General features: G+C 64.5%; 25 protein-coding genes. 19 read left to right on the forward strand and 6 right to left on the reverse strand.

Going from position 1 to position 26,672, the window contains the following annotated elements; all coding sequences use genetic code 11:
• Positions 1-25: 25 nt before the first annotated feature.
• The 11 genes from QUV25_RS15690 (at position 26) to QUV25_RS15740 (ending at position 13,569) form a co-directional block, all read left to right on the forward strand.
• Entirely contained in the window at positions 26-835 is an 810-nt protein-coding gene (locus QUV25_RS15690; RefSeq protein WP_300865328.1) for a gamma-glutamyl-gamma-aminobutyrate hydrolase family protein, read from the forward strand.
• Positions 836-893: 58 nt separating this feature from the next.
• Entirely contained in the window at positions 894-2,261 is a 1,368-nt protein-coding gene (locus QUV25_RS15695) for a glutamine synthetase family protein (protein WP_300865330.1), read from the forward strand.
• Positions 2,262-2,283: 22 nt separating this feature from the next.
• Positions 2,284-3,723, forward strand: coding sequence for an aspartate aminotransferase family protein (locus QUV25_RS15700; RefSeq protein WP_300865331.1), 1,440 nt, complete (start codon positions 2,284-2,286; stop codon positions 3,721-3,723).
• Between the two features lie 165 nt (positions 3,724-3,888).
• Positions 3,889-5,061, forward strand: coding sequence for an extracellular solute-binding protein (locus QUV25_RS15705; RefSeq protein ID WP_300865332.1), 1,173 nt, complete (start codon positions 3,889-3,891; stop codon positions 5,059-5,061).
• Between the two features lie 113 nt (positions 5,062-5,174).
• A complete protein-coding gene (locus tag QUV25_RS15710; RefSeq protein ID WP_300865334.1) occupies positions 5,175-6,272 on the forward strand; it encodes an ABC transporter ATP-binding protein in 1,098 nt (365 codons plus the stop codon).
• Between the two features lie 131 nt (positions 6,273-6,403).
• Positions 6,404-7,318: an ABC transporter permease gene (locus QUV25_RS15715; RefSeq protein ID WP_300865336.1), complete on the forward strand. Its 915-nt coding sequence runs from the start codon at positions 6,404-6,406 to the stop codon at positions 7,316-7,318.
• A 129-nt stretch (positions 7,319-7,447) separates the two neighbouring features.
• A complete protein-coding gene (locus QUV25_RS15720) occupies positions 7,448-8,308 on the forward strand; it encodes an ABC transporter permease (RefSeq protein WP_300865338.1) in 861 nt (286 codons plus the stop codon).
• A 129-nt stretch (positions 8,309-8,437) separates the two neighbouring features.
• A complete protein-coding gene (locus QUV25_RS15725; RefSeq protein WP_300865340.1) occupies positions 8,438-9,928 on the forward strand; it encodes an aldehyde dehydrogenase in 1,491 nt (496 codons plus the stop codon).
• Positions 9,929-10,057: 129 nt separating this feature from the next.
• Positions 10,058-11,365 carry a 4-aminobutyrate--2-oxoglutarate transaminase gene (gene gabT, locus QUV25_RS15730; RefSeq protein ID WP_300865341.1) on the forward strand — a complete coding sequence of 436 codons (1,308 nt, stop codon included), beginning with the start codon at positions 10,058-10,060 and terminating at the stop codon, positions 11,363-11,365.
• Positions 11,362-12,690 carry a type III glutamate--ammonia ligase gene (locus QUV25_RS15735; protein WP_300865342.1) on the forward strand — a complete coding sequence of 443 codons (1,329 nt, stop codon included), beginning with the start codon at positions 11,362-11,364 and terminating at the stop codon, positions 12,688-12,690. The genes gabT and QUV25_RS15735 overlap by 4 nt, the downstream gene beginning before the upstream one ends.
• A 117-nt stretch (positions 12,691-12,807) precedes the next feature.
• Positions 12,808-13,569, forward strand: coding sequence for a hypothetical protein (locus QUV25_RS15740; RefSeq protein WP_300865344.1), 762 nt, complete (start codon positions 12,808-12,810; stop codon positions 13,567-13,569).
• Between the two features lie 21 nt (positions 13,570-13,590).
• Here the strand turns inward: QUV25_RS15740 and QUV25_RS15745 are convergent, their stop codons facing one another.
• Both QUV25_RS15745 and QUV25_RS15750 read right to left on the reverse strand, forming a co-directional pair.
• On the reverse strand, positions 13,591-14,361 hold the full coding sequence (locus QUV25_RS15745; protein ID WP_300865346.1) for a class II aldolase/adducin family protein: 771 nt from the start codon (positions 14,359-14,361) through the stop codon (positions 13,591-13,593).
• Positions 14,362-14,826: 465 nt separating this feature from the next.
• On the reverse strand, positions 14,827-17,091 hold the full coding sequence (locus QUV25_RS15750) for a hypothetical protein (protein ID WP_300865347.1): 2,265 nt from the start codon (positions 17,089-17,091) through the stop codon (positions 14,827-14,829).
• A 110-nt stretch (positions 17,092-17,201) separates the two neighbouring features.
• Between QUV25_RS15750 and QUV25_RS15755 the strand changes: the two genes are divergently transcribed.
• Positions 17,202-18,113, forward strand: a complete 912-nt coding sequence (locus QUV25_RS15755) for a hypothetical protein (protein ID WP_300865349.1) — start codon at positions 17,202-17,204, stop codon at positions 18,111-18,113.
• 7 nt (positions 18,114-18,120) lie between these two features.
• On the opposite strand, the gene QUV25_RS15760 is transcribed toward QUV25_RS15755, so the two are convergent.
• Both QUV25_RS15760 and QUV25_RS15765 read right to left on the reverse strand, forming a co-directional pair.
• Positions 18,121-18,312: a DUF2892 domain-containing protein gene (locus QUV25_RS15760; protein WP_300865350.1), complete on the reverse strand. Its 192-nt coding sequence runs from the start codon at positions 18,310-18,312 to the stop codon at positions 18,121-18,123.
• A gap of 170 nt (positions 18,313-18,482) precedes the next feature.
• Positions 18,483-19,130 carry a Crp/Fnr family transcriptional regulator gene (locus QUV25_RS15765; RefSeq protein WP_300865352.1) on the reverse strand — a complete coding sequence of 216 codons (648 nt, stop codon included), beginning with the start codon at positions 19,128-19,130 and terminating at the stop codon, positions 18,483-18,485.
• 142 nt (positions 19,131-19,272) lie between these two features.
• Between QUV25_RS15765 and QUV25_RS15770 the strand changes: the two genes are divergently transcribed.
• The 3 genes from QUV25_RS15770 (at position 19,273) to QUV25_RS15780 (ending at position 21,263) form a co-directional block, all read left to right on the forward strand.
• A complete protein-coding gene (locus tag QUV25_RS15770; RefSeq protein ID WP_366945687.1) occupies positions 19,273-19,818 on the forward strand; it encodes a cytochrome b in 546 nt (181 codons plus the stop codon).
• A 123-nt stretch (positions 19,819-19,941) separates the two neighbouring features.
• Positions 19,942-20,502 carry a YceI family protein gene (locus QUV25_RS15775; RefSeq protein WP_300865354.1) on the forward strand — a complete coding sequence of 187 codons (561 nt, stop codon included), beginning with the start codon at positions 19,942-19,944 and terminating at the stop codon, positions 20,500-20,502.
• A 188-nt stretch (positions 20,503-20,690) separates the two neighbouring features.
• Complete coding sequence (locus QUV25_RS15780; protein ID WP_300865356.1) at positions 20,691-21,263, forward strand: YceI family protein; 573 nt, start codon at positions 20,691-20,693, stop codon at positions 21,261-21,263.
• Between the two features lie 263 nt (positions 21,264-21,526).
• Here the strand turns inward: QUV25_RS15780 and QUV25_RS15785 are convergent, their stop codons facing one another.
• Positions 21,527-21,781, reverse strand: a complete 255-nt coding sequence (locus QUV25_RS15785) for a YkgJ family cysteine cluster protein (RefSeq protein ID WP_300865358.1) — start codon at positions 21,779-21,781, stop codon at positions 21,527-21,529.
• A gap of 5 nt (positions 21,782-21,786) precedes the next feature.
• Positions 21,787-22,377, reverse strand: coding sequence for an NAD(P)H-dependent oxidoreductase (locus QUV25_RS15790; RefSeq protein WP_300865360.1), 591 nt, complete (start codon positions 22,375-22,377; stop codon positions 21,787-21,789).
• Positions 22,378-22,561: 184 nt separating this feature from the next.
• Between QUV25_RS15790 and mnmG the strand changes: the two genes are divergently transcribed.
• Genes mnmG through QUV25_RS15810 form a run of 4 tightly spaced genes read left to right on the forward strand, consistent with a single transcriptional unit; the run spans position 22,562 to position 26,657 of the window.
• Positions 22,562-24,547, forward strand: a complete 1,986-nt coding sequence (mnmG, locus tag QUV25_RS15795) for a tRNA uridine-5-carboxymethylaminomethyl(34) synthesis enzyme MnmG (RefSeq protein ID WP_300865362.1) — start codon at positions 22,562-22,564, stop codon at positions 24,545-24,547.
• Positions 24,544-25,194: a 16S rRNA (guanine(527)-N(7))-methyltransferase RsmG gene (gene rsmG, locus QUV25_RS15800; RefSeq protein ID WP_300865363.1), complete on the forward strand. Its 651-nt coding sequence runs from the start codon at positions 24,544-24,546 to the stop codon at positions 25,192-25,194. The genes mnmG and rsmG overlap by 4 nt, the downstream gene beginning before the upstream one ends.
• 59 nt (positions 25,195-25,253) lie before the next feature.
• Complete coding sequence (locus QUV25_RS15805; RefSeq protein WP_300865364.1) at positions 25,254-25,868, forward strand: LysE family transporter; 615 nt, start codon at positions 25,254-25,256, stop codon at positions 25,866-25,868.
• Positions 25,869-25,886: 18 nt separating this feature from the next.
• Positions 25,887-26,657, forward strand: a complete 771-nt coding sequence (locus QUV25_RS15810; RefSeq protein WP_300865366.1) for an AAA family ATPase — start codon at positions 25,887-25,889, stop codon at positions 26,655-26,657.
• Positions 26,658-26,672 lie beyond the last annotated feature (15 nt).

Here is a 26,672-nt window from a genome sequence, read left to right on the forward strand (position 1 = left end):
CAATCAAGCACTCTCTGGAGACACCATGAACCCGTCGCCACCCTGCATGGTCTGGCTGCCTGCCGACCACCGCCTTCTCGGTGACCACGGCCACCAGATGCCCTTTCTGATGCTCGGCGACAAGTACGCCCGGGCCGTCAAGGTCGGCGCGCAGGCGCAGCCCATCATGTTTCCGCTGGCCGATGCCGAGCACATTGGTGAATTGCTGGCACTGGTCGACGGGGTGATGCTGACCGGTTCGCCGTCCAACGTGCACCCCACGCATTTCAACGAAGACGTGGCGGACCCGGCCCTGCCGCTGGACCCGGTGCGCGACGAGCTCACGCTGGCGCTGGTCAAGGCCTGTGTGCGCGAAGGCGTGCCGCTGCTCGGCGTGTGCCGCGGCTTCCAGGAAATCAATGTGGCCCTGGGTGGAACCTTGCACCAGCGGGTGCACGACGTACCCGGCCTGATGGACCACCGCGAAGCCAAGAGCGCGCCGTTTGACGAACAATACGCGCCCAGCCACCCGATTGCGCTGGTGCCAGGCAGCGTCTTCGAGACCTGGGCCGGCGGGCCTGAGGTGATGGTCAATTCGCTGCACGGCCAGGGCATCAACCGCCTGGCCGATGGTCTGGAAGTCATGGGCCGTGCTCCCGACGGCGTCGTCGAAGCGGTGGCGGTCAAGGGCGCGCGCAACTTTGCCTATGCGGTGCAGTTCCACCCCGAGTGGCGTTGCTGGGAGAACCCGTTTTACAGCGCCATTTTCGAGGCCTTCGGTGTGGCCTGCCGGCAGCGAAGAAGCCTTCGCCTGCAGGCTCAGGACCTGGCTCGCAGCCGTGCCACCATAGCCTGACCCCATCTTTTTCAGTTTTTTTGATCTCTCCCGACAGACCACCCCGAGGAACCGGCCCATGACAGCCCCCAAGAAAATGACCTTCAACGATCTCGAAAACTGGCTCAACGAGCGCCGAGTGACCGAGGTCGAGTGCCTGGTGCCTGACCTGACCGGTGTGGCGCGCGGCAAGATTCTGCCGCGAGAGAAGTTCACCGAAGACCGCGGCATGCGGCTGCCGCAAGCCATCGTGGGCATGGGCGTGACGGGTGAGTTTCCCGAGAGCGGCCCGTACTACGACGTGGTCGATCCGACCGACAAAGACATGCAGCTGCGCCCCGATCCGAACTCGGTGCGCATCGTGCCCTGGGCCACCGATCCGACAGCGCAGGTGATCCACGACTGTTTCGACCATGAGGGCAACCTCGTTCCCTTCGCACCGCGCAGCGTGCTGCGCAAGATCTGCAACCTGTACGAAGCCGAAGGCTGGGAACCGGTGGTGGCGCCGGAGCTGGAGTTTTACCTGACCGCGCGCAACACCGACCCCAACACGCCGCTGAAGTCGCCCATCGGTCGCAGCGGCCGCGCCGAGACCTCGCGCCAGGCGTACAGCATCGACGCGGTCAACGAATTTGACCCGCTGTTCGAGGACATCTACGCCTACTGCGAACAGATGCATCTGAACGTGGACACGCTGATCCACGAAGTGGGTGCTGGCCAGATGGAGATCAACTTCTTCCACGCTCATCCGCTCGGCCTGGCCGACGAGGTTTTCTTCTTCAAGCGCACCGTGCGCGAGGCCGCGATGCGCCACGACATGTACGCCACCTTCATGGCCAAGCCGATCGCCGGTGAGCCCGGCAGCGCCATGCACGTGCACCAGAGCATCGTGGACAAGCAGACTGGGCAGAACATCTTCAGCAACAAAGACGGCGGCCCGACCGATGCGTTCCACCACTACATCGGCGGTCTGCAGCGCTACATCCCGGCGGCCATGGTGCTGGTGGCGCCGTACGTGAACAGCTACCGTCGCCTGTCGCGAAACACCGCTGCGCCCATCAACATCGAGTGGGGCCATGACAACCGCACCGTGGGTATCCGATCGCCAATCTCCAGCCCCGCCGCGCGCCGGGTGGAAAACCGCGTGATCGGCGCCGACGCCAACCCCTACATTGCCATGGCAATGACGCTGGCCTGCGGTTATCTGGGCATGAAGAACAAGATTGCCCCCAAGGCTGAGATGAAGGGCGATGCTTATCTGGCGCCGTACTCGCTGCCGCGAAGCCTGGGTGAGGCGCTGGACTGGTTGCGCCGCGAAACCGACCTGCACGACATCCTGGGCAAGGAATTCATCACCATCTACACCGAGATCAAGGAACTGGAGTTCGACGAGTTCATGAAGGTCATTTCCCCGTGGGAGCGCGAGCACCTGCTGCTTCACGTCTGAACACGCCATTCAAGGACCGACCATGAACACTTCTACCCTCATCGCCCCGCCCGCCCTGGTCCGCCGCGCCGAGCAGCAAGACACGCAAGCCATCCAGGCGCTGGACAGCGCGCACTACATCCACCCGTTCACCGACCACGCTGGCCTGGCCTCGCGTGGCGCGCGCGTGATCACGCACGCGGACAACATCTATGTGTGGGATTCCGAGGGCAAGAAGATCCTGGACGCCATGAGCGGTCTGTGGTGTGTGAACGCGGGCTACGGTCGCAAGGAACTGGCCGACGCGGCCTACCAGCAGATGATGACGCTGCCGTTCTACAACAGCTTCTTCAACACCACCAACGTGCCTGCAGTGCAACTGGCGGCCAAGCTGGCGACGCTGGCGCCGAAGGTGGGTGAGCGCAGCTTCAAGCACGTGTTCTTCTCCAGCAGCGGCAGCGAGAGCAACGACACCAATGTGCGCATGGTGCGCCGCTACTGGGACCTGCTGGGCCAGCCCGCGCGCAAGGTCATCATCAGCCGCGAGAACGCTTACCATGGCTCCACCATGGCCGGCGCTTCGCTGGGCGGCATGAGCGGCATGCATGCCCAGGGCGACCTGCCGATTCCCAACATCACCCACATCCATCAGCCCTATTTCGCCGAGAACGGCAAGGCGGGTGAGAGCCGGGCCGACTTCGGAGTGCGCGCCGCGCGCTGGCTGGAAGAGAAGATCCTGGCCATCGGCGCCGAGAAGGTCGCGGCCTTCATCGCCGAGCCAGTGCAGGGCGCCGGTGGCGTGATCATCCCGCCTGAGACCTATTGGCCCGAGATCCAGCGCATCGTCGACAAGTACGGCATCTTGCTGATCTCTGACGAAGTGATCTGCGCCTTTGGCCGGCTCGGGCACTGGTTTGCCTACGAGAAGTTCGGCTACAAGCCCGATCTGGTCACCTTCGCCAAGGGCGTGACCAGCGGCTACATCCCGCTCGGCGGCGTGATGGTGGGCAACCGCGTGGCCGAGGTGCTGATCGACAAAGGCGGTGAGTTCAACCACGGCTACACCTACAGCGGCCACCCGGTGGCTTGTGCCGTGGCGCTGGCCAATATCGAGCTGATCGAGCGCGAAGGCCTGGTGCAGCGGGTGCGCACCGACACCGGTCCCTACCTGGCCGAGTGCTTCGAATCGCTTAACGCCCACCCGCTGGTGGGTGAGGCCCAGAGCTGTGGCTTCGTGGCCGGGATGTCCCTGGTCAGGCACAAGCCGACCCAGGCCGCTTTCGACCCCGACCTGGGCGTTGGCATGATCTGCCGCGCCCACTGCTTCAACAACGGGTTGATCATGCGCGCCGTGGGCGATCGCATGATCATCTCGCCGCCGCTGGTCATGACGCGTGCCCAGATCGACGAAATGATGGCGCTGATCCGCCGCTGCCTCGACGCCACACTTGCCGATCTGCGCGCCCAGGGGGCGTTGGCCTGAGGGAAATCGACCGGTTGCGTGCCAATTATTTGTTAAAGTATTTCCGTCATCCCTTTGGGGGATCAGTTGGGTCTGTAAATTGCTAGTGCGATGTACCTCCGAGTTCGTCGCACTATTTCTGTGCATCGTCGGGTTTTGTCCCACCATTCTGGAGAACGCCTCATCATGAAGAAACAAGTACTGGCCCTGGCCATCGCCGCAGTTTTCCTTGCGGCCTGTGGCAAGAAGGAAGAGCCCGCGCCGGCACCGGCCACGCCGGTGGCAGCAGCGCCTGCGGCACCTGCAGCACCGGCTGGTCCGATGCTCGATGACGAGAAAACGCTCAATATCTACAACTGGCCCGATTACATACCCGAGGGCATGATCGCGGCCTTCGAGCAGGAATTCGGCATCAAGGTGAACTACAACACCTTCGAGAACAACGAGGCCTTGCACGCCAAGCTGGTGGCTGGCAACTCGGGTTACGACATCGTGATCCCCACGGCTGGCTTCGCCAAGAAGCAAATCGATGGTGGGCTCTATCAGCCGATCGACAAGAGCAAAATCGCCAATTACGGCAATCTCGACCCCGATTTCATGGCCAAGATCGCTGGCGTGGACCCGGAAAACAAGCACCTTGTGCCCTGGGCCTGGGGCTTCACCACAGTCGGTATCAACAAGCAAAAGGTTGAGAAAGCGCTGGGTGGCATGCCGATGCCGGAAAACGCCTGGGATCTGGTATTCAAACCCGAGTACTCCAGCAAGCTCCGGTCCTGCGGCATCGCCTACCTGGATTCGCCGAGCGAAATCCTGCCGGTGGCGCTGCACTACGTCGGCAAGCCGGCCTACAGCGAAGATCCGGCCGACTTCAAGCTGGCAGGCGAGATGCTGGCCAAGGTGCGCAAAGACGTGCGTCTGTTCTCCAGCACCATGATCGACGACATCGCCAGCGGCAAGGCTTGCGCCTTCGTTGGCTGGTCGGGTGACATCAACATCGCTGCCGACCGGGTGAAGGAGATGGGAGGCAAGGATGAGATCGTGCCGCTGCTGCCCACCGGCGGTGGTCTGGTGTTCATCGACACCATGGCCATTCCCAAGGATGCCAAGCACGTGCTCAACGCCCATGCCTTCATCGACTTCTACCTGCGCGGTTCCAACGGCGCCCTGATGGCCAACGAGATGAACTACCCCACCGGAAACAAAGCCGCGCTGGCCGACATCAAGGACGAGATCAAAGGCAATGCGACCATCTTCCTCAGTCCAGAGGACACCGCCCGCCTGATTCCCACCGGCGGCTTCTCCAACGAGATTGCCAGCACGCTCAACGACACCTACAACGCGTTCAAGCGCGGCAAGTAAACCCACACGAGACCCGGCAGGCCTTCAAAGCCAGCAAAAGGCTGTTCTTCCCAACCGGGTCGAACAGCCTTTTTTGTGTCGATGATCAACCAGCAGACAACAAGAGGCGGCACATGACGACTGAAACTGGCGGGTACCTGGTGACCGAAAAACTGGTCAAGCGCTTTGACGAAGCGGTGGCGGTGGACGAGGTGTCGCTGTCCATTGGCAAGGGCGAGATTTTTGCGCTGCTCGGCAGCTCGGGTTGCGGCAAGTCCACCCTGCTGCGCATGCTGGCGGGTTTCGAGAAGCCGACCTCCGGGCGCATCCTGCTTGGCGGGCAGGACGTGGCCAGCATGCCGCCCTACGAACGCCCGGTGAACATGATGTTCCAGAGCTATGCGCTGTTTCCGCACCTGACCATGTGGGAAAACGTGGCGTTCGGCTTGAAGCGCGAAGGCCTGCCCTCTGCCGAAGTGAAGCAGCGCACCGACGAAATGCTCAACCTGGTGCAGCTCACGCCCTACGCCCAGCGCAAGCCGCACCAGCTCTCGGGCGGCCAGCAGCAGCGCGTGGCGCTGGCTCGCAGCCTGGCCAAAAAACCCAAGCTGCTGTTGCTGGACGAGCCGCTGGGCGCGCTGGACAAGAAGCTGCGCGAGCAGACGCAGTTCGAGCTGGTGAACATCATCGAGACGGTGGGTGTGACGGTGGTGATGGTCACGCACGATCAGGAGGAGGCCATGACCATGGCCAGCCGGATTGCCATCATGAGCAAAGGGCGTGTGCTGCAGGTGGGCACGCCCGAAGAGATTTACGAACACCCGCGCAACAAGTTCGTGGCGGACTTCATTGGCAATGTCAACCTGTTTCCCGGCAAGCTCAGCGTAGATGAGGCCGATCGCTGCGCGGTATCGACCGCCATCGGCGAGGTGCAGGTGGGGCATGGTGTGAGCGGCACGCTCAATATGCCGGTGTCGATCGCGGTGCGGCCGGAGAAGATCAACATCAGCAAGACGCGGCCGGCTCATGTGAACCTCAATCTGTTCCAGGGCCGCGTCAAGGAAATCGGCTATCTCGGCTCCTACAACAACTACATCCTGACCACCAGCGATGGTTCTCGGGTGCGCATCACCGAAGCCAACAGCACACGCGACGACTTGCAGGGAATCACCTGGGAAGACGAGGTGTTTTTCTGGTGGTCGGATGCAGCTGGCGTTGTGCTCCGGGACTGACGTCTCTCGACACAACGCCTCTCTCGCCGCTTTGCACCATTCCCCAGCTGGGGGCGATGCGAGTGGCTCGGCAAAGCCGGCTAAACCGCTTTCTTGGTTTTTTGCCTTTTCTCTGGACTAGGAGATTCTTGATGGCAGCCTCCTCCCTCCCCATTCCGGGCAAGCGCTTTGTGATCGGCGTGCCCTACGTCTGGCTGTTCGTATTCTTCTTTTTGCCGTTCCTGATCCTGCTCTACATCAGCTTCGTGGACATGGGCGGTGACATCAGTCCGTTCAAGCCGATCTGGGATCCTGAGACCGGAGTCTTGTCACTGAAGTACGAAAACTACCTGTCCATCTTCCGCACCGAAGAGGGGGCCCCACTCTTCCAGACGCTGTATGTCGAAGCCTACCTGCGTTCCATCTGGTACGCGCTGCTCACCGCGATCCTGTGTTTGGTGATCGGCTATCCGTTTGCCTATTTCATTGCCCGCTCTCCGGCTGCGGTGCGCCCGGCCTTGTTGCTGATGGTGATGCTGCCGTTCTGGACCTCGTTCCTGCTGCGCGTATACGCCTGGAAGGGGCTGCTCGCCGATCAAGGTGTGATCAACCGCTTCATGATGTCGGTGGGTCTGACCAGCGAGCCCATTGCCATGCTCTACACCAATGTGTCGATGCTGGTGGGCATGACCTATGTGTACCTGCCGTTCATGATCCTGCCGCTGTACGCCACCCTGGTGAAGATGGATTTTCGTCTGCTGGAAGCCGCCTACGATCTCGGTACCACACCTTTCAAGGCGTTCTGGCTGATCACGGTGCCGCTCTCCAAGGCTGGCGTGGTGGCGGGCTTCATGCTGGTGTTCATCCCCTGCGTCGGCGAGTTCGTGATTCCCTCGCTGCTGGGTGGGCCGGAGAACATGATGATCGGTCGTGTGGTGTGGGACGAGATGTTCACCGCCAACGACTGGCCCAAGGCCACCGCCCTGGCGGTGGTCATGATCGCGCTCATCATCGTGCCGCTGGCGATCTACTACCACTACACCGGCGACCCTGCGGAGAAGAAATAACCCCCCCGCGCCGGCGCTTTGCGTCGTCACCCCCCAGGGGGCAACGCTGGCCGACCGGCAAAGCCGGATCGGCGGCGTTCCGGGGTGATGGCCCCTTGGGCTGCGTTGAGTTTGTTTGAAGGACTTTCCATGAAACAACTGCTCGAAAAACACTTTGGCAAGTTCTGGCTCGCGATCGTGTTTGCGTTTCTGTACCTGCCGCTGATGTTCATGATCGTGTTCAGCTTCAACAGCACACGCCAGGACGCGCGTTTCACTGGATTTTCCCTGCGCTGGTACGAGGCCCTGGCCAACGACAGCCGCATCGTCGAGGGCTTCTTCACTTCGCTGAAGGTGGCGGCGATCACCGGTACGCTGTCGGCGGTGCTGGCCACGTTCGCGGCCTTCGTGCTTGTGCGCTACCGGCGCTTTCTCGGTCGCACCATCTTCTCGGGCATGGTCAACGCTCCGCTGGTGATGCCCGAGGTGATCATCGGTCTGTCGCTGCTGCTGCTGGCGGTGGGCGCGCAAAACGCGTTTGGCTGGCCCGAGCGCGGCCTGCTGACCATCATCCTGGGCCATACCTTGCTGGGCATGGCCTACGGTATGGTGGTGATCCAGAGCCGCTTGCTGGAGATGAATCGCAGCATTGAGGAAGCGGCCATGGACCTGGGTGCGCGGCCACACCAGGTGTTTTTCCTGATCACCCTGCCGAACATCTTCCAGGCCATCCTGGCGGCCTTCCTGCTGGCGTTCACGCTCTCGTTCGACGATGTGGTGATCGCCGAGTTCCTGTCAGGCCCGGGCGTGAGCACCTTGCCGCAGGTGATCTTCGGCTACGCGCGCCGCGGCATCAACCCGACCATCTACGCCGCCGCCACGCTGCTGATCGTGACGGTGACCATCGTCATCATCGGCTACGCGGTCTGGGTGGCGCGCTCGACGCGCAGACGTGAGCGAGAGATCCAGGCAGCGACGCGGGCCGAGACGGCAGCGCTGGCCGGGACCTGAGCGGCGAACGCCCGACACAGGGGCGTACGGGGTCCACTGGACGGCTGGCGGCGACCCAAAGTGGACGCTTCCATCGCGGAGGTTTCCGCGTAGCATGGTGCCAATTCACATCTGAGGAAACCCGCGACCATGAACGCTGCTGCTCCCGCCACCGCCACCCAGACCTACGACGGCCGCGCCCTGATCAACGGCGAGCGAGTCGCTGCGCTCGACGGCCAGACCTTCGATTGCACCTCGCCAGTGGACGGCCGGTTGCTGACCGCGGTGGCCCGCTGTGGCGAGGCCGATATTGATGCTGCGGTGCGTGCAGCGCGCGCGGCCTTCGAGAGCCGTCGCTGGAGCGGCATGGCGCCGGCGCAGCGCAAGCGCATCATGATCAAGTTCGCAGAGGCCATCTCGGCCCACGGCGACGAACTGGCGCTGATGGAAACCCTGGACATGGGCAAGCCGGTGAAGTACGCGAAAGGGGTGGACGTGAACAGCGCGGCCAACTGCATCCGCTGGTACGGCGAGGCAGTGGACAAGGTGTACGACGAGATCGCGCCCACCGGAGCCAACGCCCTGGCCCTGATCACCCGCGAAGCCGTGGGCGTGGTGGGCGTGATCGTGCCCTGGAACTACCCCATGATCATGGCCGCGTGGAAGATCGCGCCGGCCCTGGCCGCGGGCAATTCGGTGGTGCTCAAACCCAGCGAGAAAAGCCCGCTGACCGCGTTGCGGCTGGCCGAGCTGGCGCTGGCCGCCGGCATCCCGCCCGGCGTGTTCAACGTGGTGCCGGGTTATGGCCCGGAAGCGGGCAGCCCGCTGGCGCTGCACATGGACGTGGACTGCATCGCCTTCACCGGCTCCACCCGCGTGGGCAAGCAGATCCACGTGATGGCTGGGCAGAGCAACCTCAAGCGCGCCTGGACCGAGCTGGGTGGCAAGTCGCCCAACATCGTGTTCGCCGATTGCCCCAACCTCGACCGCGCGGTGGAAGCCGCCGTGGGCAGCATCTTCTTCAACCAGGGCGAAAGTTGCAACGCGCCCTCGCGCCTGTTTGTCGAAGCCTCGATCAAGGACGCCTTTCTGGAAAAAGCGCTCAAGCTCGTGCCCAACTATCAGCCGGGCAACCCGCTGGACAAGAGCACGGTGATGGGCGCCATCGTTGACCAGGTGCAGCTCGACAACGTGATGCGCTACATCGGTCTGGGCACCAGCGAAGGAGCCAAGCTGCTCGCGGGCGGTGCGCTGGCCACGCCGGTGCAGGGCGGTTGTTATGTGCAGCCCACGATCTTCGACGGCGTCACGCCTGAAATGACGATTGCGCGCGAAGAGATCTTTGGCCCGGTGCTCTCTGTGCTGAGTTTCACCGACGCTGCCGAGGTGGTGAAACAGGCCAACGCCAGCGTCTACGGCCTGCAGGCCGCTGTCTGGACCAGCGACATCAACAAGGCGCACGGTGTGGCGCGCGCCCTGCGTGCCGGCACGGTGCATGTGAATTCGTACGACGAAGACGACATCACCGTGCCGTTTGGCGGCTTCCGCCAGAGCGGCGTGGGCCGAGACAAATCGATGCACGCCTTTGACAAGTACACCGAGATGAAGACGACGTGGATAAGGATCGATAGCCCCGTGTAGCAGGGCTCCCCCCGCGCCGCTTCGCGTCACCCCCCGGAGGGGGGCGGCACTGGCGGCCGGGCCAAGCCCGATCCGCGGTGCCCTGGGCTGAGACATTGCGCGCCGAATACAGCTTTTTTGGAGACTCTCATGAACGCACCGCAAAAATCAGAGCACCTGAACGCACCGCACACCAACGCCGCCTGGCACCAGCGTCGTCTCGATGCCACGCCACGCGGTGTGGGCGTGATGGGTGACTTTTTCATCGACCGCGCCAAGAACGCCGAGTTCTGGGACATCGAGGGACGCCGTTTCATCGACTTTGCGGGCGGCATCGCGGTGCTCAACACCGGCCATGTGCATCCCAAGGTTCAGGCGGCGATCGCGGCGCAGCTGCAGCGCTTTACCCACAGTTGCTACCAGGTGGTGCCGTACACCGAGTACGTGACGCTGGCCGAGCGCATCAACACGATCGTGCCGATCGACGGGCCGGTGAAGACCGCGTTCTTCTCCACCGGTGCCGAGGCAATCGAGAACGCGATGAAGATCGCGCGCTCGGCCACCGGGCGCAGCGGCGTGATTGCGTTCGGTGGCGCCTTCCATGGCCGCAGCATGTTTGCGGTGGCCATGACCGGCAAGGTGCAGCCCTACAAGGCCGGCTTCGGCCCGTTCCCGCCCGAGATTTACCACGTGCCGTTTCCTTGCCATTGCGCCTCGCTCAATGACACCAAACAGGCCATGGAGCAGCTGTTCAAGTGCGATATCGAGCCCAGCCGCGTGGCGGCCATCGTGTTCGAGCCGGTGCAGGGTGAGGGCGGTTTCAACCCGATTCAGAAAGAAGCCGTGCTTTGGCTGCGCCAGCTGTGCGACCAGCACGGCATCCTGCTGATTGCTGACGAGGTGCAGACCGGCTTTGCGCGCACCGGCAAGATGTTCGCCATGGAGCACTACGGCGTGAGCCCCGACCTCATGACGCTGGCGAAAAGCCTGGCTGGCGGCACCACGCTGTCGGCTGTGTGCGGCAAGGCGGCGGTGATGGACGCGCCCGCCCCCGGCGGCCTGGGCGGGACCTACGCCGGCAACCCGCTGGCCATCGCCGCGGCGCACGCGGTGCTCGACGTGATGGCCGAAGAGAAGCTGCCCGAGCGCGCGCAGAAGCTGGGCGACGCGCTCACCGCGCGCCTGAAAACCGCGCAGGCCAAAGGCAAGCGCATCGGTGACGTGCGTGGCCTGGGCGCCATGGTGGCCTGTGAATTCGTGGATGCCCAGACTGGCGCGCCCGACGCCGACACCACCAAGAAGGTGCAGGCCGCCGCGCTCAAGCGCGGCCTGCTGCTGCTGACCTGTGGTGTGTACGGCAACGTGATCCGCTTCCTGTTTCCGCTGACCATTGAAGACACGGTGTTCGCCGAAGGCCTGGAGGTCATCGACGCGGCCTTGGCCGAGGTGCTGGCTTGAACCTGGACGAACGCGCCCGCTGGCTGGAGGGCCAGGGGGTGCATTCGGTGCTGGCAACCTTCACCGACATTCACGGTGCGCCCAAGGGCAAGCTGGTGCCGCTCTCCGGTTTGGCAGATGCGGTGGCCACGGGCGCCGGCTTTGCTGGCCCCAGCATCTGGGGCACGGGCCTGCCGCGCTTCGGGCCGCGCAGCGAATACATGGGCCGCGTGCAGCCCGAGTCCTTGCGTCCGCTGCCTTTCTTGCCCGGCGTGGCCCATGCGGTGTGCGACGGCTTCGCTGGCGGCGAGCCGCTGACCACCGATTCGCGCCAGGTGCTGCGGCGGCAACTGGCGCGCCTGCGCGAGCGCGGCTGGACGCTTTGGGTGGGTATCGAGCCCGAGTTTTTTTTGCTCAAGCGTGGCGCCGATGGCCGTTGGACTGTGGCCGATGACCAGGACCGGCTGGACAAACCGTCTTACGACCTGAAGACCATCGGGCGCAACTTCGGTTTTCTGGACGACATGCGCCGCCACCTGGCCGCGCTGGGGTTTGAGCTGCAGCAGATGGACCATGAAGACGCGTGCGGCCAGTATGAGATCAACTACCGGCACGACGAGGCGCTGGCCGCGGCCGACCGCTACCAGCTCTTCAAGCTGACCGCGCAGGCGGTGGCGCAGCAGCACGGCATGGTGTTCTCCACCATGCCCAAGCCGCTGGCCCACGCCCCAGGCAGCGGTCTGCACTTTCACCTGAGCCTGACCGATGCGAACGGAAAAGCCCTGATGGCAGATCCGTTGGGTGCGCTGGGCTTGAGCGCACTGGGTCACCAGTTCGCCGCCGGTCTGCTGCAACACGCGAGTGCCTTGTCCGCCGTGTGCGCGCCCACCGTCAACAGCTACAAGCGCCTGGCCAGCAGCGCCAGCGCTTCCGGCACCACCTGGTCGCCGGTGTGGGCGGCCCTCGGCGACAACAACCGCACCTGCCTGCTGCGCAGCGTGGCCGGCCGGCTGGAATGGCGCCTGCCCGACGCGGCCTGCAATGCGTACGCCGCTCTGGCCGCGACCTTGGCCGCTGGGCTGGATGGCATCGACCGCCAACTGCCCGCCCCCCAGCCCTGCGACGACGATTTGTATGAGCGCCAGGCGCGTGGCGACACCATGCCACCGCGTTTGCCGCGCGACCTGCAAGACGCCACCGATGCGCTGGCGGCCGACAGACCACTGCGCGAGGCAGTGGGTGAGGCGTTCTGCGAACAGCTGCTGCGGCTCCAGCGCGCCGAGTGCGATGCCTTCGCTGCTCAGGTGAGCGACTGGGAACGAGAGCGCTACGCCGATCGAGGCTGAAATGCCCCCAAAAATGCGCTCCGGCCCAGCGCGGGATTGGGCAGTTTCTGCGGTCCTGGCGGGCTCGTCGGATCAGCGCGTGCCGGTGGCGAGAGCGTTCCCGGATAATCCGGAACCTTGAGCCCGCCGAATCCACCCGCCCCACCCAGAACCTGGACCAAGACTGCTGACCGGCCGCTGCGCAGTCGCCGGCAGTCGCTGGGCATCTGGCTGTTTGCGCACTGGTTGCGCGTGCCGGTGCCGTGGCACGCGGTGCGCCAGACCGATGCGCGCGGTCTGCTGGCGTTTGAACACGAGCGTTTGCTGGCGCTGGCTGCGGCCGGTGAGGCGGTGCCGCCCGTGATCGCGTTCGACGGTCACTCGCTGGTCACCGGTGACATCGGCCGCACCCTGGCGCACACGCTGGGCGAGATGCCCGAGCCCCAGCGGCTCGCGGTCATGTGTGCGGCGAGCGCCGATCTCGCGGCCTTTCACGCGCGCGGCCACTGGCATGGTGGCGCGCAGACGCGAAACCTCACCTGGGATGGTCAGCGTTTTGCCCGACTCGACTTTGAAGAGCCCCTGCTGCCTGGCATGGACCTGCCCACGGTGCAGCTGTACGACGCGCTGCAGCTGCTGTTTTCCCTGTCGCACATGCTGGAGTCCCTGGGTCCGCAGGCCGTGCGTGAGGTGTTGCAGGCTTACGAGCAGGCGGCCCGTGCGCATCCCTATGAAGCTGGGCTCAAGCCCGATTTGCGGGCGTTTCTCAACCACCTGTTGCCGCGCCTGCGCTGGGTGTCGCGGCTGGCCGGCTGGTCCAGCCGGCTCAATCACTCGCGCGAACTCAAGCGCCTGCGCACTTTGCTCGATGGCATGGCGGCATTTGTGTCCGCCGGTTGACGCCTCGCGCGTCGCTCGGCTTCAGGCCTTGTAGCCCGGGTCCAGCCGTTCGACCTTGCGCAGCAACGCGGGCCACGCGAGTTGTGCGCCCTGGCCTGCGGTAGCGATCTTCATCACCTCGCCCATGCCCGCCAGGATGGCCGGGTTCACCGACACCAGCTCACCGCCACCGGCCATGGCATCGACCTGGATGCGGCAGGTGTTCTCGAACGTGTACATCGACAGAAATGCATCAGCAATCGTCTTGCCCACAGTCAGCAGGCCGTGGTTGCGCAGCACCAGGAAAGTGGCCTCGCCCAGGTCGGCCTGCAAGCGCGGCTTCTCGTCGGGCCGGAAGGCCACCCCTTCGTAGTCGTGGTACGCCAGCGAGGCAAGCACAAAGGTGCTCTGCTGGCTGATGGGCAGGATGCCACCCTTTTGCGCGCTCACGCCGACGCCGGCTCGCGTGTGCGTGTGCAGCACGCAGCCAGCCTCGGGCCGCGCCTCATGCACCGCGCTGTGGATCACGAAGCCGGCCGGGTTCACCGGGAACGGCGTCTCGTGCAGCTTGTTGCAGGCCATGTCGACCTTGACCAGGCTGCTGGCCGTGATCTCGTCGAACATCAGCCCATAGGGGTTGATCAGGAACTGGTGCTCGCCACCGGTCACGCTATCAGGCAGCTTGGCGCTGATGTGGGTAAAGACCAGATCGCTCCAGCCATAGGCCGCCACCAGCCGGTAGCAGGCGGCGAGGTCGCAGCGCAGCGCCCACTCTTCGGCGCTGACCACTTCTTTCAGGGAGGGGATGTGCATGGCGTGTCTCCGGTTTGGCCGCGACTGGGTGTGCGGTCTGTGGACGACACTGTAGGCTCAACCGGCCCGGTGCGCTTGTCCCTGTCAGGACAAACGCGCCTCACATCAAGACGAGACGCCCGAACCAGAACTGCGTCAGATCCCCTGGCCTAGCTCATTCAACGGCCGCTGTGGGTCGTCGGAGGGAGGCGAGTTGAGCGCAGCTCTTGAAAGTATGTCCATCTCGCTGGGCAAATTGGCAGCTGCCGCTAGGTAGTGCTAGGGGTAGGGGCCCAGGCCGTTCTCAAACTCCCGGCGAGAAGCAGGACAACACTACCGAGACAGTGCGATGCACAGCGGTCCGCTGTTTGCATCCAACACCACGTCCGGCGAGGGCGTCGCGCCGGTGCTGGGGGGCGTGTGGCCGTGATCACACTGGTCGGGTGCCTTTGGCTTGCGTTGTTGCTGTGACTTCAAGCCCGTCGATCAGTTTCTGTTCAGGGTCCAGGTGCCGCTAGCGGCACCAGAAAAAGTGCCCGACATGGAAAGTCCGTCAGGTGCGACGGTCCCGGTGAACGTTACTGAGCCGCTGAAATTGAAACCCACACCGAATTGGATCGCATCGCAATTCAAGGTGCCCTGCGCCTGCCCGCTTTGACCAAAGGCAGCGCCGTTGCCCGCAACCTGGCCGCCAGTGAACGAGAGGTTGGCGGTCAGGCCCGATGTGGTCTGTTCTGGTGGAGTGCCCCTGATCGCGGTCCCAATCCAAGCAATCGGCCCTGCTGGCAGTAGTGGGCAAGCAGGTGCCGACGCCGTGCCCACCTGCAAAGGAAACAAGCCCAGACCGGGAAATCTCGTCTCCACAAAGGCGTGGAACTCGCTCAGCGTGCCTGCATCGGGCGCGGTGAAGGGGAAGTTGAAGACGGTCTGGCCGTCGGTTGCGACCAGCGTGCCCACGGTGATCGTGGCGCCACCGCTGCGGCGCACCAGCTTGACGCGGTCCACGTTGTACGGACCCAAGCCGGGCACGAAGTTCACTTTGTCCGGGTCCAGCCGCACGATGAAGTTCACCGTGTCGCCGGTCTGGAAACTCGGGACATCGCCCGTCACCGCGTTGGAGGCCGCGCCCTTGGGCGATTCGGCCAGCGTGGTGGTGAGCCGGAAGGTGGTGGCGGCCGTCACGGGGGGCAGACCCACCAGCTTGAGCGCGTCGTCGAAATCGCTGGCCAGGCCTGCGCTGAATTCCAGACCCACGCTGTAGTCCGACGCATAGGCCTCGTCGATGATCTGCGAAGTCTCCAGGGCCAGATTGGCGCTGAGCTTGCCGCCCACCTTGGCCTGCACGGCGCTGAACTGCAGCGACTTCAGGAACGGGTTGCCAATGGCCAGTTCGACATAGCCAAACCCCTCCAGTGAGGGCTCCACGCGCAAATCGCCCAGGCTTGGCGCATTGACCACGGGTGTGGTGGTGTTGGTGAAGTTGGTGACCTCGGCGTTGAAACCGCAGGAGCCGCCAGCGGGACACACCAGACCGGCCTGCGCCCGAGCCCGGGTGGTGTTGGTGACGCCGATGCCGACGTCCGCCACGGTGACCTTGCCGCCGATCTCGAATCCGAAGCCCACCGGCATCAGCCCGCCCACAAAGAAGGAGATGGGGCCGCCGACCGGCAGCTTGACCGTGAGCACTTCGGCCTTGCATTCGATCTTGCCTTCGAAGGCGGCGGTGGCGGTGATCTGGCCCTGCAGATCGACTTGCGGTTCGGCCAGCAGCACAAGGCGTTGTTCGCCCCCGCCCAGGCTCACGTCGAGCGTCGGGTTGACAGCGATGGAGAACACCGGGGGTAGCGACAGGGTGATCGGCAGGGGGACGTTTGGCGCGGTGCCGGTGAAGCTGGGTTCGCAGCCCTGGTTGAAAGCGAACGTGCCCACGGGCGTGGCCGCCTGCCTTTGCAGTCGGCCTGCCGGCGGCATGAGCGGCGTGGCGCGCGGTGTGAACACGAAGCGGTCGCCGGTTTGTGTGACCGTATAGGAAGCGGCGATGTCGGGCGCGACGTCGGCGAGGCTGGGCACGGTTTCCAGCCGCTCCTGGATGCGCAGACCGGGCAGCAGCTCGTTGAGTGGCACCAGCACCAGAGTGACCTCGAAACCGTCGGGCACGGGCTGCACGGCCTGGACCTCGCCTGCTACCGCGCGCGAGCCGGTTCCGAAGAAGCGTTGTCCCACGGCCGGCGCCACGCGCGTGGCCATGGTGATGCGGTAGGTGTTGGTGAAGCTGGGGGCCGCCGTGGGCACGGTTTCCACCGGATCGCTGAGCACGTCCACATCGTCCACCAGCCTCACGTCGGCCGCGGGCGCGGCCACCAGACCGAGCAGGGGAGCCGAACGCACGCCCTCGGCGGAGGCCACGATCTGTGCCGAGCCAGTGGCCGACATTGCGCGCACCAGTCCGTTGGCGTCCACCACCAGCGTGGTGGGCCTTGACGACTCCCAGGCAATCGCCCGTTCGATGCGCTCGCCGTTGGCGTTGTAAGCCACCGCCGCCAGTTGACGCGTCTGGCCGTTGGCTTCCAGCAGCAGACCAGACTGGACGATCTCCACGCGCGCGACGTTGTTCTGGCCCGTATCGGTGGCGTCACTCCCGCCGCCGCACGAGGCGAGAAGACCGAGTGCCAGCAAGGCAATCGCTGAGCAGACGCGCCGCCAGCCGGTCGCCAAAAGACAATGCATCCGCTGAAGAGGTTGTGTGCGCATGCGTGGCTCCGGTGGTTTGGCGTCGTTGTGGGCGGTCCCCGGTTTTTGCCACCATCCTGAACAATGCAACATGCCCTATTTGGGCAATCGAAACCCACAGGAGGGATGTGATGCTGAATCGGTTGATGGAGCTCCCCGACCTGGCGCCTTGTCTGGCGCGTGCACCGGTGCCGGGTGTGTCGCACGAACTCGCGCTCTCGGTGCTGGGAGCCGCGCTTGCAGAGCAGCGGTTGCGCGGCGGGGTGATCCAGCACTTGGCCTCCGGGCGCTTGATGGGTTTTGGCCTGTCCGGATTTGCACGTGGTGCAGACGTGAAGGAGCGGGTGCGCTCAGGCCGGTCTCTGGTGGTCGACCATCTGCTCGCCGAATCGCAGGGCTCGCGCGTGTACCTCGACCCGGCGCAGATGGTTCAAGTGCAGCGGGCTGACGAGCTTCACTTGGTGATGGTGGCGTATCACCCGGTGGACCTGCAAGACCCACTCGTCATGGAGTTGCTACACGCGGGGCACACGGGTTTTCGTCTCTTGCACGAGGGCTATGGTTTGAGAGGTGTGTGGCAAGAAGGGCTTGAATCCGATTTCGAGTGGACCAGTGCCATTGGTTTTCAGGTCAAGTACCGTGGGATAGGCGCCGAGGGCTCGTCGCGCTGGCTTTACGGCGCCGAGCGCGAGGATGTGCCCGCGAGCTTTCCCAGCCACACCCTGAGCTACGTGATGCACCGCCGAGAGCGCCGTCTTCATCTGAGCCCGGCGCAGTGCCGTGTGGCCGAGCTGGCGCTGTGGAATCTGGACGATGAGCAGGTGGCGACTCGCTTGCGCATCTCACCGGCCACAGTAAGGCGGCATTGGCGCGGTATCTTTGAACGCGTCGACACGATCGGCGCGCTCAGGGGCGATGGTGGCGGCAAAGCATCACCCATGGCGGCCAGCTCAGTCTCGTCAGCGGAGCAACGAGGACCAGAGCGCCGACGCAAGGTGCTGGACTACCTGCGTACCCACCTGCAGGAAATCCGGCCAGCCTAGTGCTGGCTCACTTTTTCATGCTGCAGGTGTTGAAGCCCAGCATGGCGTAAGGCGGGCACCAGCCCATCAGGCCGGTGGCGAGGGGCACGAGGCCCACGTAGCCCCAGACGCCGATGGCGCCTGCGGCGGCCGCAGCGATCAGGCCCAGGCCGACGGTGATGCGGATGATGCGGTCAATGCCGCCAACGTTCTTGGTCATGTGAATGCTCCAGTGGAGGGTTGAATCGGTCTGGGTCGGGGCTCGGGATGAACCAGGGGCCTCAGGTCGTGAACGCATTGGACGCCGGCTGCGTGCCCCGGTCTGTGACCAAGGTCACAGAGTCGTTGCTGTGACGGTGTGACCGTGTGCCCTGTGGCGCGAAGGGGTGTTCAAGACCCGGCGGCCACGGCGCGCAGCCCCGCGCTGTCTTTGATGGTGATGCTCTCGCGCGAGAGTTCGACCAGGCCGTCGCGCTCGAAGCGGTGCAGCAGGCGGGTGACGATCTCGCGCACCGTGCCCAGCTCGTCGGCCAGCGCCTGGTGGGTGGTCTTCAGTGTGTGACCGTGCCCGAGCAGGGCGCTGGCCAGGCGGCTGTCGAGCTTCTGGAAGGCGATGGCTTCGATCAGCCCGGTGAGGTCGGCCATGCGGGCGGCGAACAGACCCAGCACATAGCCGCGAAAGCGCTCGTCGTTCAGTGCCGTGTGGAAGTCGGGCGGCGACAGCAGGCACAGCGTGGTGTCGCAAGTGGTCACGCCGCGCGCGGCCAGGGGTTGGTCTGCAAACAGGCCGGCCGAGGACACCAGGCACATCTCGCCCGGCGTGACCCGGTACAGCTCCAGTTCGCGGCCGTTGGCGGCGCTGCGCGAGACTCGCACCTCACCGCTGAGCACCAGCGGAAAGCCCTGGCAGGCGTCGTTCTCCCGAAACAGGCGGGTGCCCGCGGGGACGCTCAAGGGAGCGAGCCGGGGCAACAGGGCCGGGAGCGCCGCCAGCGCGGGGTAGAGCGTGAGCAGCTCGGATGCAACAGCGTCGGGCATGACGGCGATTGTAGGAGCCGCTCCCGTTGACCGGAAACCGGGTCGAGATTCGAATACGAGGCATTGGTTCGTTCGATTTTTTTGAATTCAAACGACAAGCTGGTTCATCTTTGGTGCCGCGGATGCTGCCTACACTGCCGCCATGTCTGACGCTTCCACCACCCGCTACCACCCGCTGTCCCGTGCGCTGCACTGGCTGTTGGGGCTCGCGTTGGTGGGCAATTTCGCGCTCGGCCTGTACATGGTCGACCTACCCTTTTCGCCCGCACGCCTGCAGTACTACAGCTGGCACAAATGGGCAGGTGTGTTGGTGCTCGCTTTCTCCGCAGTCCGCCTGCTGAATCGCTTGCTGTCACCCCCACCCGCATTGCCCCACGCCATTGAAGCCGCCATGCCGTCCTGGCAGCGCTGGGCACACCATGCCACGCACGTGGGTCTGTATGTGCTGTTTTTTGCCGTGCCATTGCTGGGCTGGAGCTTCAGCTCGGCGGCCGGTTTCCCGGTGGTGCTGTTCGGAGTGTTGCCGTTGCCCGACTTTGTTCCGGTGAGCGAGTCTCTGGCCGACGTGCTCAAACAGCTTCACGAGCTGGCGGCCTTTGCGATGGCCGGTCTGGTGCTGCTGCACATCGGCGGCGCGCTGAAGCACCATTTCATCGACCGCGACGGCCTGCTGGCCAGAATGAAATGACCCCCTGCGCCGCTTCTCGTCTTCCCCCCAGGGGGACACCGCCAGTGGCCCGGCGGAGCCGGTTCCACGGCGGTCCTGGTGGCTGGCGCGACTCGGGCTTTTTTGGCTTGTTGGAGTGTTGAAATGAAAACCCGTTTGTTGTCCCTGGCGCTGGGCGCTGCCAGCGTGTTTCCGCTCGCCGTCCAGGCCCAGCAGGCCATCGTCCCGGCGCAGAGTGAGATTGCATTCACCAGCCGTCAGATGGGTGTGCCGGTCGAAGGGAAGTTCAAGAGCTTCAGTGCCCAGGTGGCATTTGATCCGGCCAAGCTCGACACCAGCCAGATCGCGTTCACGGTGGATACCGGCAGCGCTGATATCAATCGCGAGACCAACGTCGAGGTGGTCAAGCCCACCTGGTTCAACGTGGCTGCCTTTCCCAAGGCCACCTTCCAGTCCAGTGCCATCAAACGCATCGACGCGAACAAGTTCGAAGTGGTGGGCAAGCTCAGCATCAAGGGTGTGAGCAGCGACGTGGTGGTGCCGGTCACGCTGGCGCAGAACGGCGTCACCACCCTGGCCACCGGCGCCTTCCCGATCAAGCGCCTGTCCTTCCGCATCGGCGAAAAGGAATGGGCCGACACCTCGATCGTGGCCGACGAGGTGCAGGTGAAGTTCAGGATCGCTCTGACGGGCGTGAAGCTGTGATCTCCCCCCTGCGCCGCTTCGCGGCTTCCCCCCTCTCTGGCGCGCCTTCGGCGCTGGGAGGGGAGACACGCCCTGTGGCCGGGCAAAGCCCGTTCCACGGGCGCCCTGACTGAAGTCACGCGCTTCGGTGTCGGTTTTCTTTTTCGTCTCTGTTTCTATTCCCCAACCCTCAACCCAGGAGTTCAACCATGCGCAAGTCCCTCTCCCTGCTGGCCGCTGCGGCCGTTTTGTCTACCGCCGGCATCGCCCAGGCTGCCACTTACCAGATCGACCCAACCCACACCAACGTGATCTGGGAGCAGCTGCACTTTGGCACCTCCACCAACCGCGGCAGCTGGGCCAAGAAGAGCGGTACGGTGCAGTTTGACCGCGCCGCCAAGACCGGCAAGGTGGAGCTGACCCTGGACATGACTTCCGTGACCACCGGTGTGGCGCCGTTTGATGCCCACCTCAAAGGCGACGACTTCTTTGCTGCCGACAAATTTCCCACCGCCACGTTCGTGAGCGACAAGTTTGTCTTCAATGGCGACAAGGTCAGCGAAGTGCAGGGCAAGCTGACGATGCGCGGCCAGACCCATCCGGTGACGCTCAAGGCGGTGCGCTTCAACTGTTTTGACCACCCGATGCTCAAGCGCGAAGTCTGCGGTGGCGACTTCGAATCCACCATCAAGCGCAGCCAGTGGGGCGTGAACTGGGGCCTGACCATGGGCGTGGCTGACGACACCAAGCTGACCATCCAGGTCGAAGCGATTAAACAGTAACCCCCCTGCGCCGCTGTGCGGCTTCCCCCCCGAGGGGGACTACACCAGCGGTCTGGCGAAGCCAGTCCCGCGGTGCGTGCTGGGTTCAGGCACTTCGCGCCGGGGGCAGCACTCCCCCTGCGCCGCTTTGCGGCTTCCCGCCAGAGGGGGGACCACGCCCTTGGACCGGCGGACCCGGATCCTCGGCGTGTGCTGGGTGGGGGCCCTGCTCGCCGGGGGCGGTTTTTGTTATCCCTCCAAAGGCCCGCTCTTGCGGGCCTTTGTCATGGGCGGGTGGCTTGTTCCAGGTAGCTAAGGAAATGCAGCGCGTGTTCGCGGCTAGCGCCACACATCTCGGTGTTCGGCGTCAGAGAGCTGCATACCGTCGGTCGTTCGGGCTGTCCAAACAGCTTGCAGCGAAGGACTTCGTCGAGGTGCGGGCAGCGCACGCCCGCCGGTTTTCCGTTTGGCAGACCCGGCATCGGGCTGCTGATCGACGGCGCGATGCAGCAGGCGGCACAACCGGGGCGGCAGTCCACTTCGCTCAGCTTTGGAACCGGCGTGCTGCCCAAAGCACCTGCTCGACCACACCGTGCACGGCCACGCGAACGGCTTCGGTGGACAGGGCGCCGCTGGGGTCGAAGGCTTCACCCGCCTTGGCCAGTGCAAACTGTTTGGGGGCCACCCAGCACTGCAATTGCATCAGCAGTGGCGCCAAGTGCAAGAGGCCGCGCACGCCGCCCAGTGCACCGGGGGCGGCGGCCAACAGTCCCACCACTTTGCCCGCAAACGGTTTGGTGCCCACCGCCCATGCCGGGTCGCCGGCCATTGGGCGCGATGCCCAGTCGATGGCGTTTTTCAGCAGGGCGGGGTAGCTGCCGTTGTATTCGGGCGCGCTGATGATCCAGGCCGGGTGCGCGTGCAGGACTTCCTTGAGCCGAACCACATCGCGTGGCATGCCCTGGGCTTCGAGGTCGCCGTTGTAGATCGGCAGGTCGAAGTCGGCGAGGTTCAGGCGGGTGACCTGTGCGCCTTCAGCAACAGCGATTTCGCCCGCGGCATGGGCCAGCTTGCGGTTGAGGGACTGGGCGCGGCTGCTGCCCGAGAAGACGAGGAGGGGGATGGGGGTGTTCATGGGGCGATTGTCTCAGCCCCCGGGCGCAGCAATCCAGCCTGGGGTCATGGCTGCAAGCCGCAGCCCTTGATGGGACAATACCGGGTTCGCGCGCGGGCCTGGGCAGGCCCGCCGCCACTGTTTCACGTGAAACAGGTTCGTTGGATCGGGCGCGCCGGGATGGCGGTGGCCCTGGAGCACCCACATGTTGTACCCCCAAGAATTTGATGTGATCGTTGTCGGCGGCGGCCATGCGGGCACCGAGGCCGCGCTCGCCGCCGCGCGCATGGGGAGCAAGACCCTGCTGCTCACCCACAACATCGAGACGCTGGGCCAGATGAGCTGCAACCCCAGCATTGGCGGTATCGGCAAGGGCCATCTGGTGAAAGAGGTGGACGCGCTGGGCGGCGCCATGGCGCTGGCGACGGATGAGGGTGGCATCCAGTTCCGCATCTTGAACAGCAGCAAAGGCCCGGCCGTGCGTGCCACCCGCGCCCAGGCCGACCGCATTCTGTACAAGGCTGCGATCCGCCGCATGCTGGAAAACCAGCCGAACCTCTGGCTGTTCCAGCAGGCGGTGGACGACCTGATGGTGGAGGGTGATCGCGTGGTGGGCGCAGTGACGCAGGTCGGCATCCGCTTCCGCAGCCGCACCGTGGTGTTGACGGCGGGCACCTTCCTCGACGGCAAGATTCACGTGGGCCTGAACAATTACGCGGCGGGTCGCGCAGGCGATCCACCCGCCGTGTCTTTGAGCGCGCGGCTGAAAGAGCTGAAACTGCCCCAGGGTCGCCTGAAAACCGGCACGCCGCCGCGCCTGGATGGCCGCACCATCGACTACAGCAAATGCCAGGAACAACCCGGCGACGGCGTGCCCGGTGGCATGAACGCCGACCAGCCGGTGCCGGTGTTCAGCTTCATGGGGCAATCGGTGCCGCACCCGCAGCAGGTGCCGTGCTGGATCACCCACACCAACGCCCGCACGCACGAGATCATCCGCTCCGGCTTTGACCGCAGCCCCATGTTCACCGGCCAGATCGAGGGGGTTGGCCCACGCTACTGTCCGAGCGTGGAGGACAAAGTGAACCGCTTTGCCGACAAAGACAGCCACCAGATTTTTCTGGAGCCCGAGGGCCTGACAACCCACGAGGTTTATCCCAACGGCATCAGCACCAGCCTACCCTTTGACATCCAGTACGCGCTGGTGCGTAGCATGCCAGGGTTGGAGAACGCCCACATCCTGCGGCCAGGCTACGCCATCGAATACGACTACTTCGACCCGCGTTCGCTCAAGAACAGCTTCGAGACCCGTCAGATTCAGGGCCTGTTTTTTGCGGGCCAGATCAACGGCACCACCGGCTACGAGGAGGCGGCGGCCCAGGGCCTGTTCGCGGGGCTCAACGCCGCGCTGCAGTGTCGGGGCGAAGCGGCGTGGCTGCCGCGCCGCGACGAGGCCTACCTCGGCGTCTTGGTCGACGATCTCGTCACCCAGGGCGTGACCGAGCCTTACCGCATGTTCACCAGCCGGGCCGAGTTCCGCCTGCAGCTGCGCGAAGACAACGCCGACATGCGCCTGACCGAAGCTGGGCGGCGCCTGGGCCTGGTTGACGACCTGCGGTGGACCACTTTTTGCCGTAAGCGCGATGCGGTGGCGCGGGAGACGGAACGGCTCAAGACCACCTGGGTGAATCCGCGCAATCTGCCGGCGGCAGAGAGTGAGCGGGTGCTGGGCAAGGCCATTGAGCACGAGCACAACCTGTTTGACCTTCTGCGTCGCCCTGGCGTGGGTTACGGCGATCTGCTGGCGATGCACGGCGGACATCATGCGAACGTCGATGTTTCACGTGAAACCCTGGGCGAGTTGTGGGCGCCGGTGGTTGAGCAGGTGGAGATCGCAGCCAAGTACGCGGGTTACATCGACCGGCAAAAAACCGAAGTCGAACGCGCTGCCCACTTCGAAGGGCTGAAGTTGCCCGTCGACCTGGACTACCTGCAGGTTACGGCGCTGTCGTTCGAAGCACGGCAGAAGCTGGACAAACACCGCCCCGAAACCCTGGGGCAGGCTGCTCGCATCTCAGGCATCACACCGGCAAGCATCTCGCTGTTGTTGATCCATTTGAAAAAGGGCGGCTTCAAGGGGTTTGCCACCTTGCCGCTGGCTGCACCCAGCGACCGCGAAGCCGTCGCATGAGCCGTGAGGTGCTGACCGACGGGCTCGTGCGCCTTGGCCTGACGTTGACCGCGCCCCAGGTCGACCAGCTTATGGCGTACCTTGCGCTGCTGCAAAAATGGAATCGGGTCTACAACCTGACGGCGGTGCGCGATCCCGGCGAGATGCTGACCCATCACCTGCTCGACAGCCTGGCCGCCGTGATCCCGTTGCGGCGGCAGGCCGCCGGGCGCGCGCTGAGGCTGCTGGATGTGGGCTCTGGCGGAGGTTTGCCCGGGGTGGTGATCGCCATCACTTGCCCCGAGCTGGACGTGAGCTGCGTGGACACGGTGGGTAAAAAGTCTGCCTTTATCCAGCAGGCGGCGGCCACGCTGAAGCTGCCTCATCTCCACGGCGTGCATGCTCGGGTGGAAACGTTGAGGGCGGATGAGGGCGCGGGCTTTGATGTGATCGCCTCGCGCGCCTTCGCCTCCCTGGTCGATTTCACCGCCTGGTCGCGCGCGGCGCTCAATCCGGGTGGCGTGTGGATGGCCATGAAGGGCAAGGACCCGGTCGACGAGATCGCAGCCTTGCCCGAGGATGTGGCGGTGTTTCACGTGGAACCCCTGAGCGTGCCGGGGCTGGATGCCGAACGCTGCATCGTCTGGTTGAAGCCACTGGCGCGCTGAATCTCGCGGCCGTTTGGGGCGGCTCACGTAAACTCCCCTGCTCACCTGGAGGGAAACCCATGTTCGGCATTGCAGATTACGGTGCGTTTGTCGCTGCCATCGTGCTGTTTCTGGCCATTCCTGGCCCGGGCAATCTGGCGCTCATCACCTCCACCAGCAAGGGTGGCGTGCGCGGCGGGCTGGCCGCCACGCTGGGCGTGATCGCGGGCGACCAGGTGCTGATGTGGCTGGCGGTAGCCGGTGTGGCCGCGCTGCTTGTGGCCTACCCGGCGGCCTTTTACGCGGTGCAATGGCTGGGCGCAGCCTATCTGGCCTGGCTGGGCTGGAAGCTGCTGACCGCCAAGGCAGGCGATGCGCCCGTGCTCCACATCCGCCCGCGGCAGTATTTTCAGCAGGCCCTGACCATCACCTTGCTCAACCCCAAGGCGATCGTGTTCTACATGGCGTTTTTCCCGCTGTTCGTCGACCCGGCGAGTCACCAGGGCCTCATCACCTTCGGCGCCATGGCGGCCACGGTGGCGGTACTGACCTTTTTCTACGGCCTCGCTGCGGTCCTGTTGACCCACTTTCTGGCCGAGCGCGTGCGCGCCAACCCCCGCATCACCCAGACGCTGAACAAGCTCGCTGGTGTTTTTCTCATCGGTTTTGGCTTCAAGCTGGCCATTTCCAAATAAGCAACCAGGGCCGAACAGATGGCGAAGATCTTTTGCGTGGCCAACCAGAAGGGCGGGGTCGGCAAAACCACCACCACCGTCAACCTCGCTGCTGGCCTGGCCAAGATCGGGCAGCGCGTGCTCATGGTCGACCTTGATCCGCAGGGCAATGCCACCATGGGTTCGAACGTGGACAAACGCGCCTTGGCGCTCTCGGTCTACGACGTGTTGCTGGAGTCGGCCAGTGTGGACGAGGCAGCGGTGTTGTCCGAGAAGTGTGGTTACCACGTGCTCGGTGCCAACCGTGAGCTGGCCGGCGCCGAGATTGAGCTGGTGGAGGTCGAGCGGCGCGAAAAGCGGCTCAAAGCCGCGCTGGCCGAGGTGGCCGATCGGTACGACTTCATATTGATCGACTGTCCGCCCTCGCTCTCGATGCTCACGCTCAACGGCCTGTGCTCGGCGCACGGCGTGATCGTGCCGATGCAGTGCGAGTACTTTGCGCTCGAAGGCCTGACCGACCTGGTCAACACCATCAAGCAGGTGCACGCCAACCTCAACACCGAGCTGAAAATCATCGGCCTGCTGCGCGTCATGTTCGACCCCCGCATCACCTTGCAGCAGCAGGTGAGCGACCAGCTCAAGAGCCATTTTGGCGACAAGGTGTTCGACACTGTGATCCCGCGCAATGTGCGGCTGGCCGAAGCCCCCAGCTACGGGCTGCCCGGGGTGGTGTTCGACCCTGCTGCCAAGGGCAGTCTGGCCTATCTGGCGTTTGCCAGCGAAATGGTGGCGCGCATTGCACAGCCTTGATGGCAGGCCCTGGTT

This window comes from Hydrogenophaga sp. (assembly GCF_030373245.1).
Classification (GTDB): domain Bacteria; phylum Pseudomonadota; class Gammaproteobacteria; order Burkholderiales; family Burkholderiaceae_C; genus Hydrogenophaga.

Coding starts and splice junctions, on each gene's coding strand:
- QUV25_RS15690 (WP_300865328.1), top strand. CDS start 26: ATGAACCCGTCGCCACCCTGCATGGTCTGGCTGCCTGCCGACCACCGC.
- QUV25_RS15720 (WP_300865338.1), top strand. CDS start 7,448: ATGAAACAACTGCTCGAAAAACACTTTGGCAAGTTCTGGCTCGCGATC.
- QUV25_RS15715 (WP_300865336.1), top strand. CDS start 6,404: ATGGCAGCCTCCTCCCTCCCCATTCCGGGCAAGCGCTTTGTGATCGGC.
- rsmG (WP_300865363.1), top strand. CDS start 24,544: ATGAGCCGTGAGGTGCTGACCGACGGGCTCGTGCGCCTTGGCCTGACG.
- QUV25_RS15810 (WP_300865366.1), top strand. CDS start 25,887: ATGGCGAAGATCTTTTGCGTGGCCAACCAGAAGGGCGGGGTCGGCAAA.
- QUV25_RS15780 (WP_300865356.1), top strand. CDS start 20,691: ATGCGCAAGTCCCTCTCCCTGCTGGCCGCTGCGGCCGTTTTGTCTACC.
- QUV25_RS15765 (WP_300865352.1), bottom strand. CDS start 19,130: ATGCCCGACGCTGTTGCATCCGAGCTGCTCACGCTCTACCCCGCGCTG.
- QUV25_RS15750 (WP_300865347.1), bottom strand. CDS start 17,091: ATGCGCACACAACCTCTTCAGCGGATGCATTGTCTTTTGGCGACCGGC.
- QUV25_RS15790 (WP_300865360.1), bottom strand. CDS start 22,377: ATGAACACCCCCATCCCCCTCCTCGTCTTCTCGGGCAGCAGCCGCGCC.
- QUV25_RS15695 (WP_300865330.1), top strand. CDS start 894: ATGACAGCCCCCAAGAAAATGACCTTCAACGATCTCGAAAACTGGCTC.
- QUV25_RS15725 (WP_300865340.1), top strand. CDS start 8,438: ATGAACGCTGCTGCTCCCGCCACCGCCACCCAGACCTACGACGGCCGC.
- gabT (WP_300865341.1), top strand. CDS start 10,058: ATGAACGCACCGCAAAAATCAGAGCACCTGAACGCACCGCACACCAAC.
- QUV25_RS15775 (WP_300865354.1), top strand. CDS start 19,942: ATGAAAACCCGTTTGTTGTCCCTGGCGCTGGGCGCTGCCAGCGTGTTT.
- QUV25_RS15710 (WP_300865334.1), top strand. CDS start 5,175: ATGACGACTGAAACTGGCGGGTACCTGGTGACCGAAAAACTGGTCAAG.
- QUV25_RS15705 (WP_300865332.1), top strand. CDS start 3,889: ATGAAGAAACAAGTACTGGCCCTGGCCATCGCCGCAGTTTTCCTTGCG.
- QUV25_RS15805 (WP_300865364.1), top strand. CDS start 25,254: ATGTTCGGCATTGCAGATTACGGTGCGTTTGTCGCTGCCATCGTGCTG.
- QUV25_RS15760 (WP_300865350.1), bottom strand. CDS start 18,312: ATGACCAAGAACGTTGGCGGCATTGACCGCATCATCCGCATCACCGTC.
- mnmG (WP_300865362.1), top strand. CDS start 22,562: ATGTTGTACCCCCAAGAATTTGATGTGATCGTTGTCGGCGGCGGCCAT.
- QUV25_RS15755 (WP_300865349.1), top strand. CDS start 17,202: ATGCTGAATCGGTTGATGGAGCTCCCCGACCTGGCGCCTTGTCTGGCG.
- QUV25_RS15745 (WP_300865346.1), bottom strand. CDS start 14,361: ATGCACATCCCCTCCCTGAAAGAAGTGGTCAGCGCCGAAGAGTGGGCG.
- QUV25_RS15770 (WP_366945687.1), top strand. CDS start 19,273: ATGTCTGACGCTTCCACCACCCGCTACCACCCGCTGTCCCGTGCGCTG.
- QUV25_RS15700 (WP_300865331.1), top strand. CDS start 2,284: ATGAACACTTCTACCCTCATCGCCCCGCCCGCCCTGGTCCGCCGCGCC.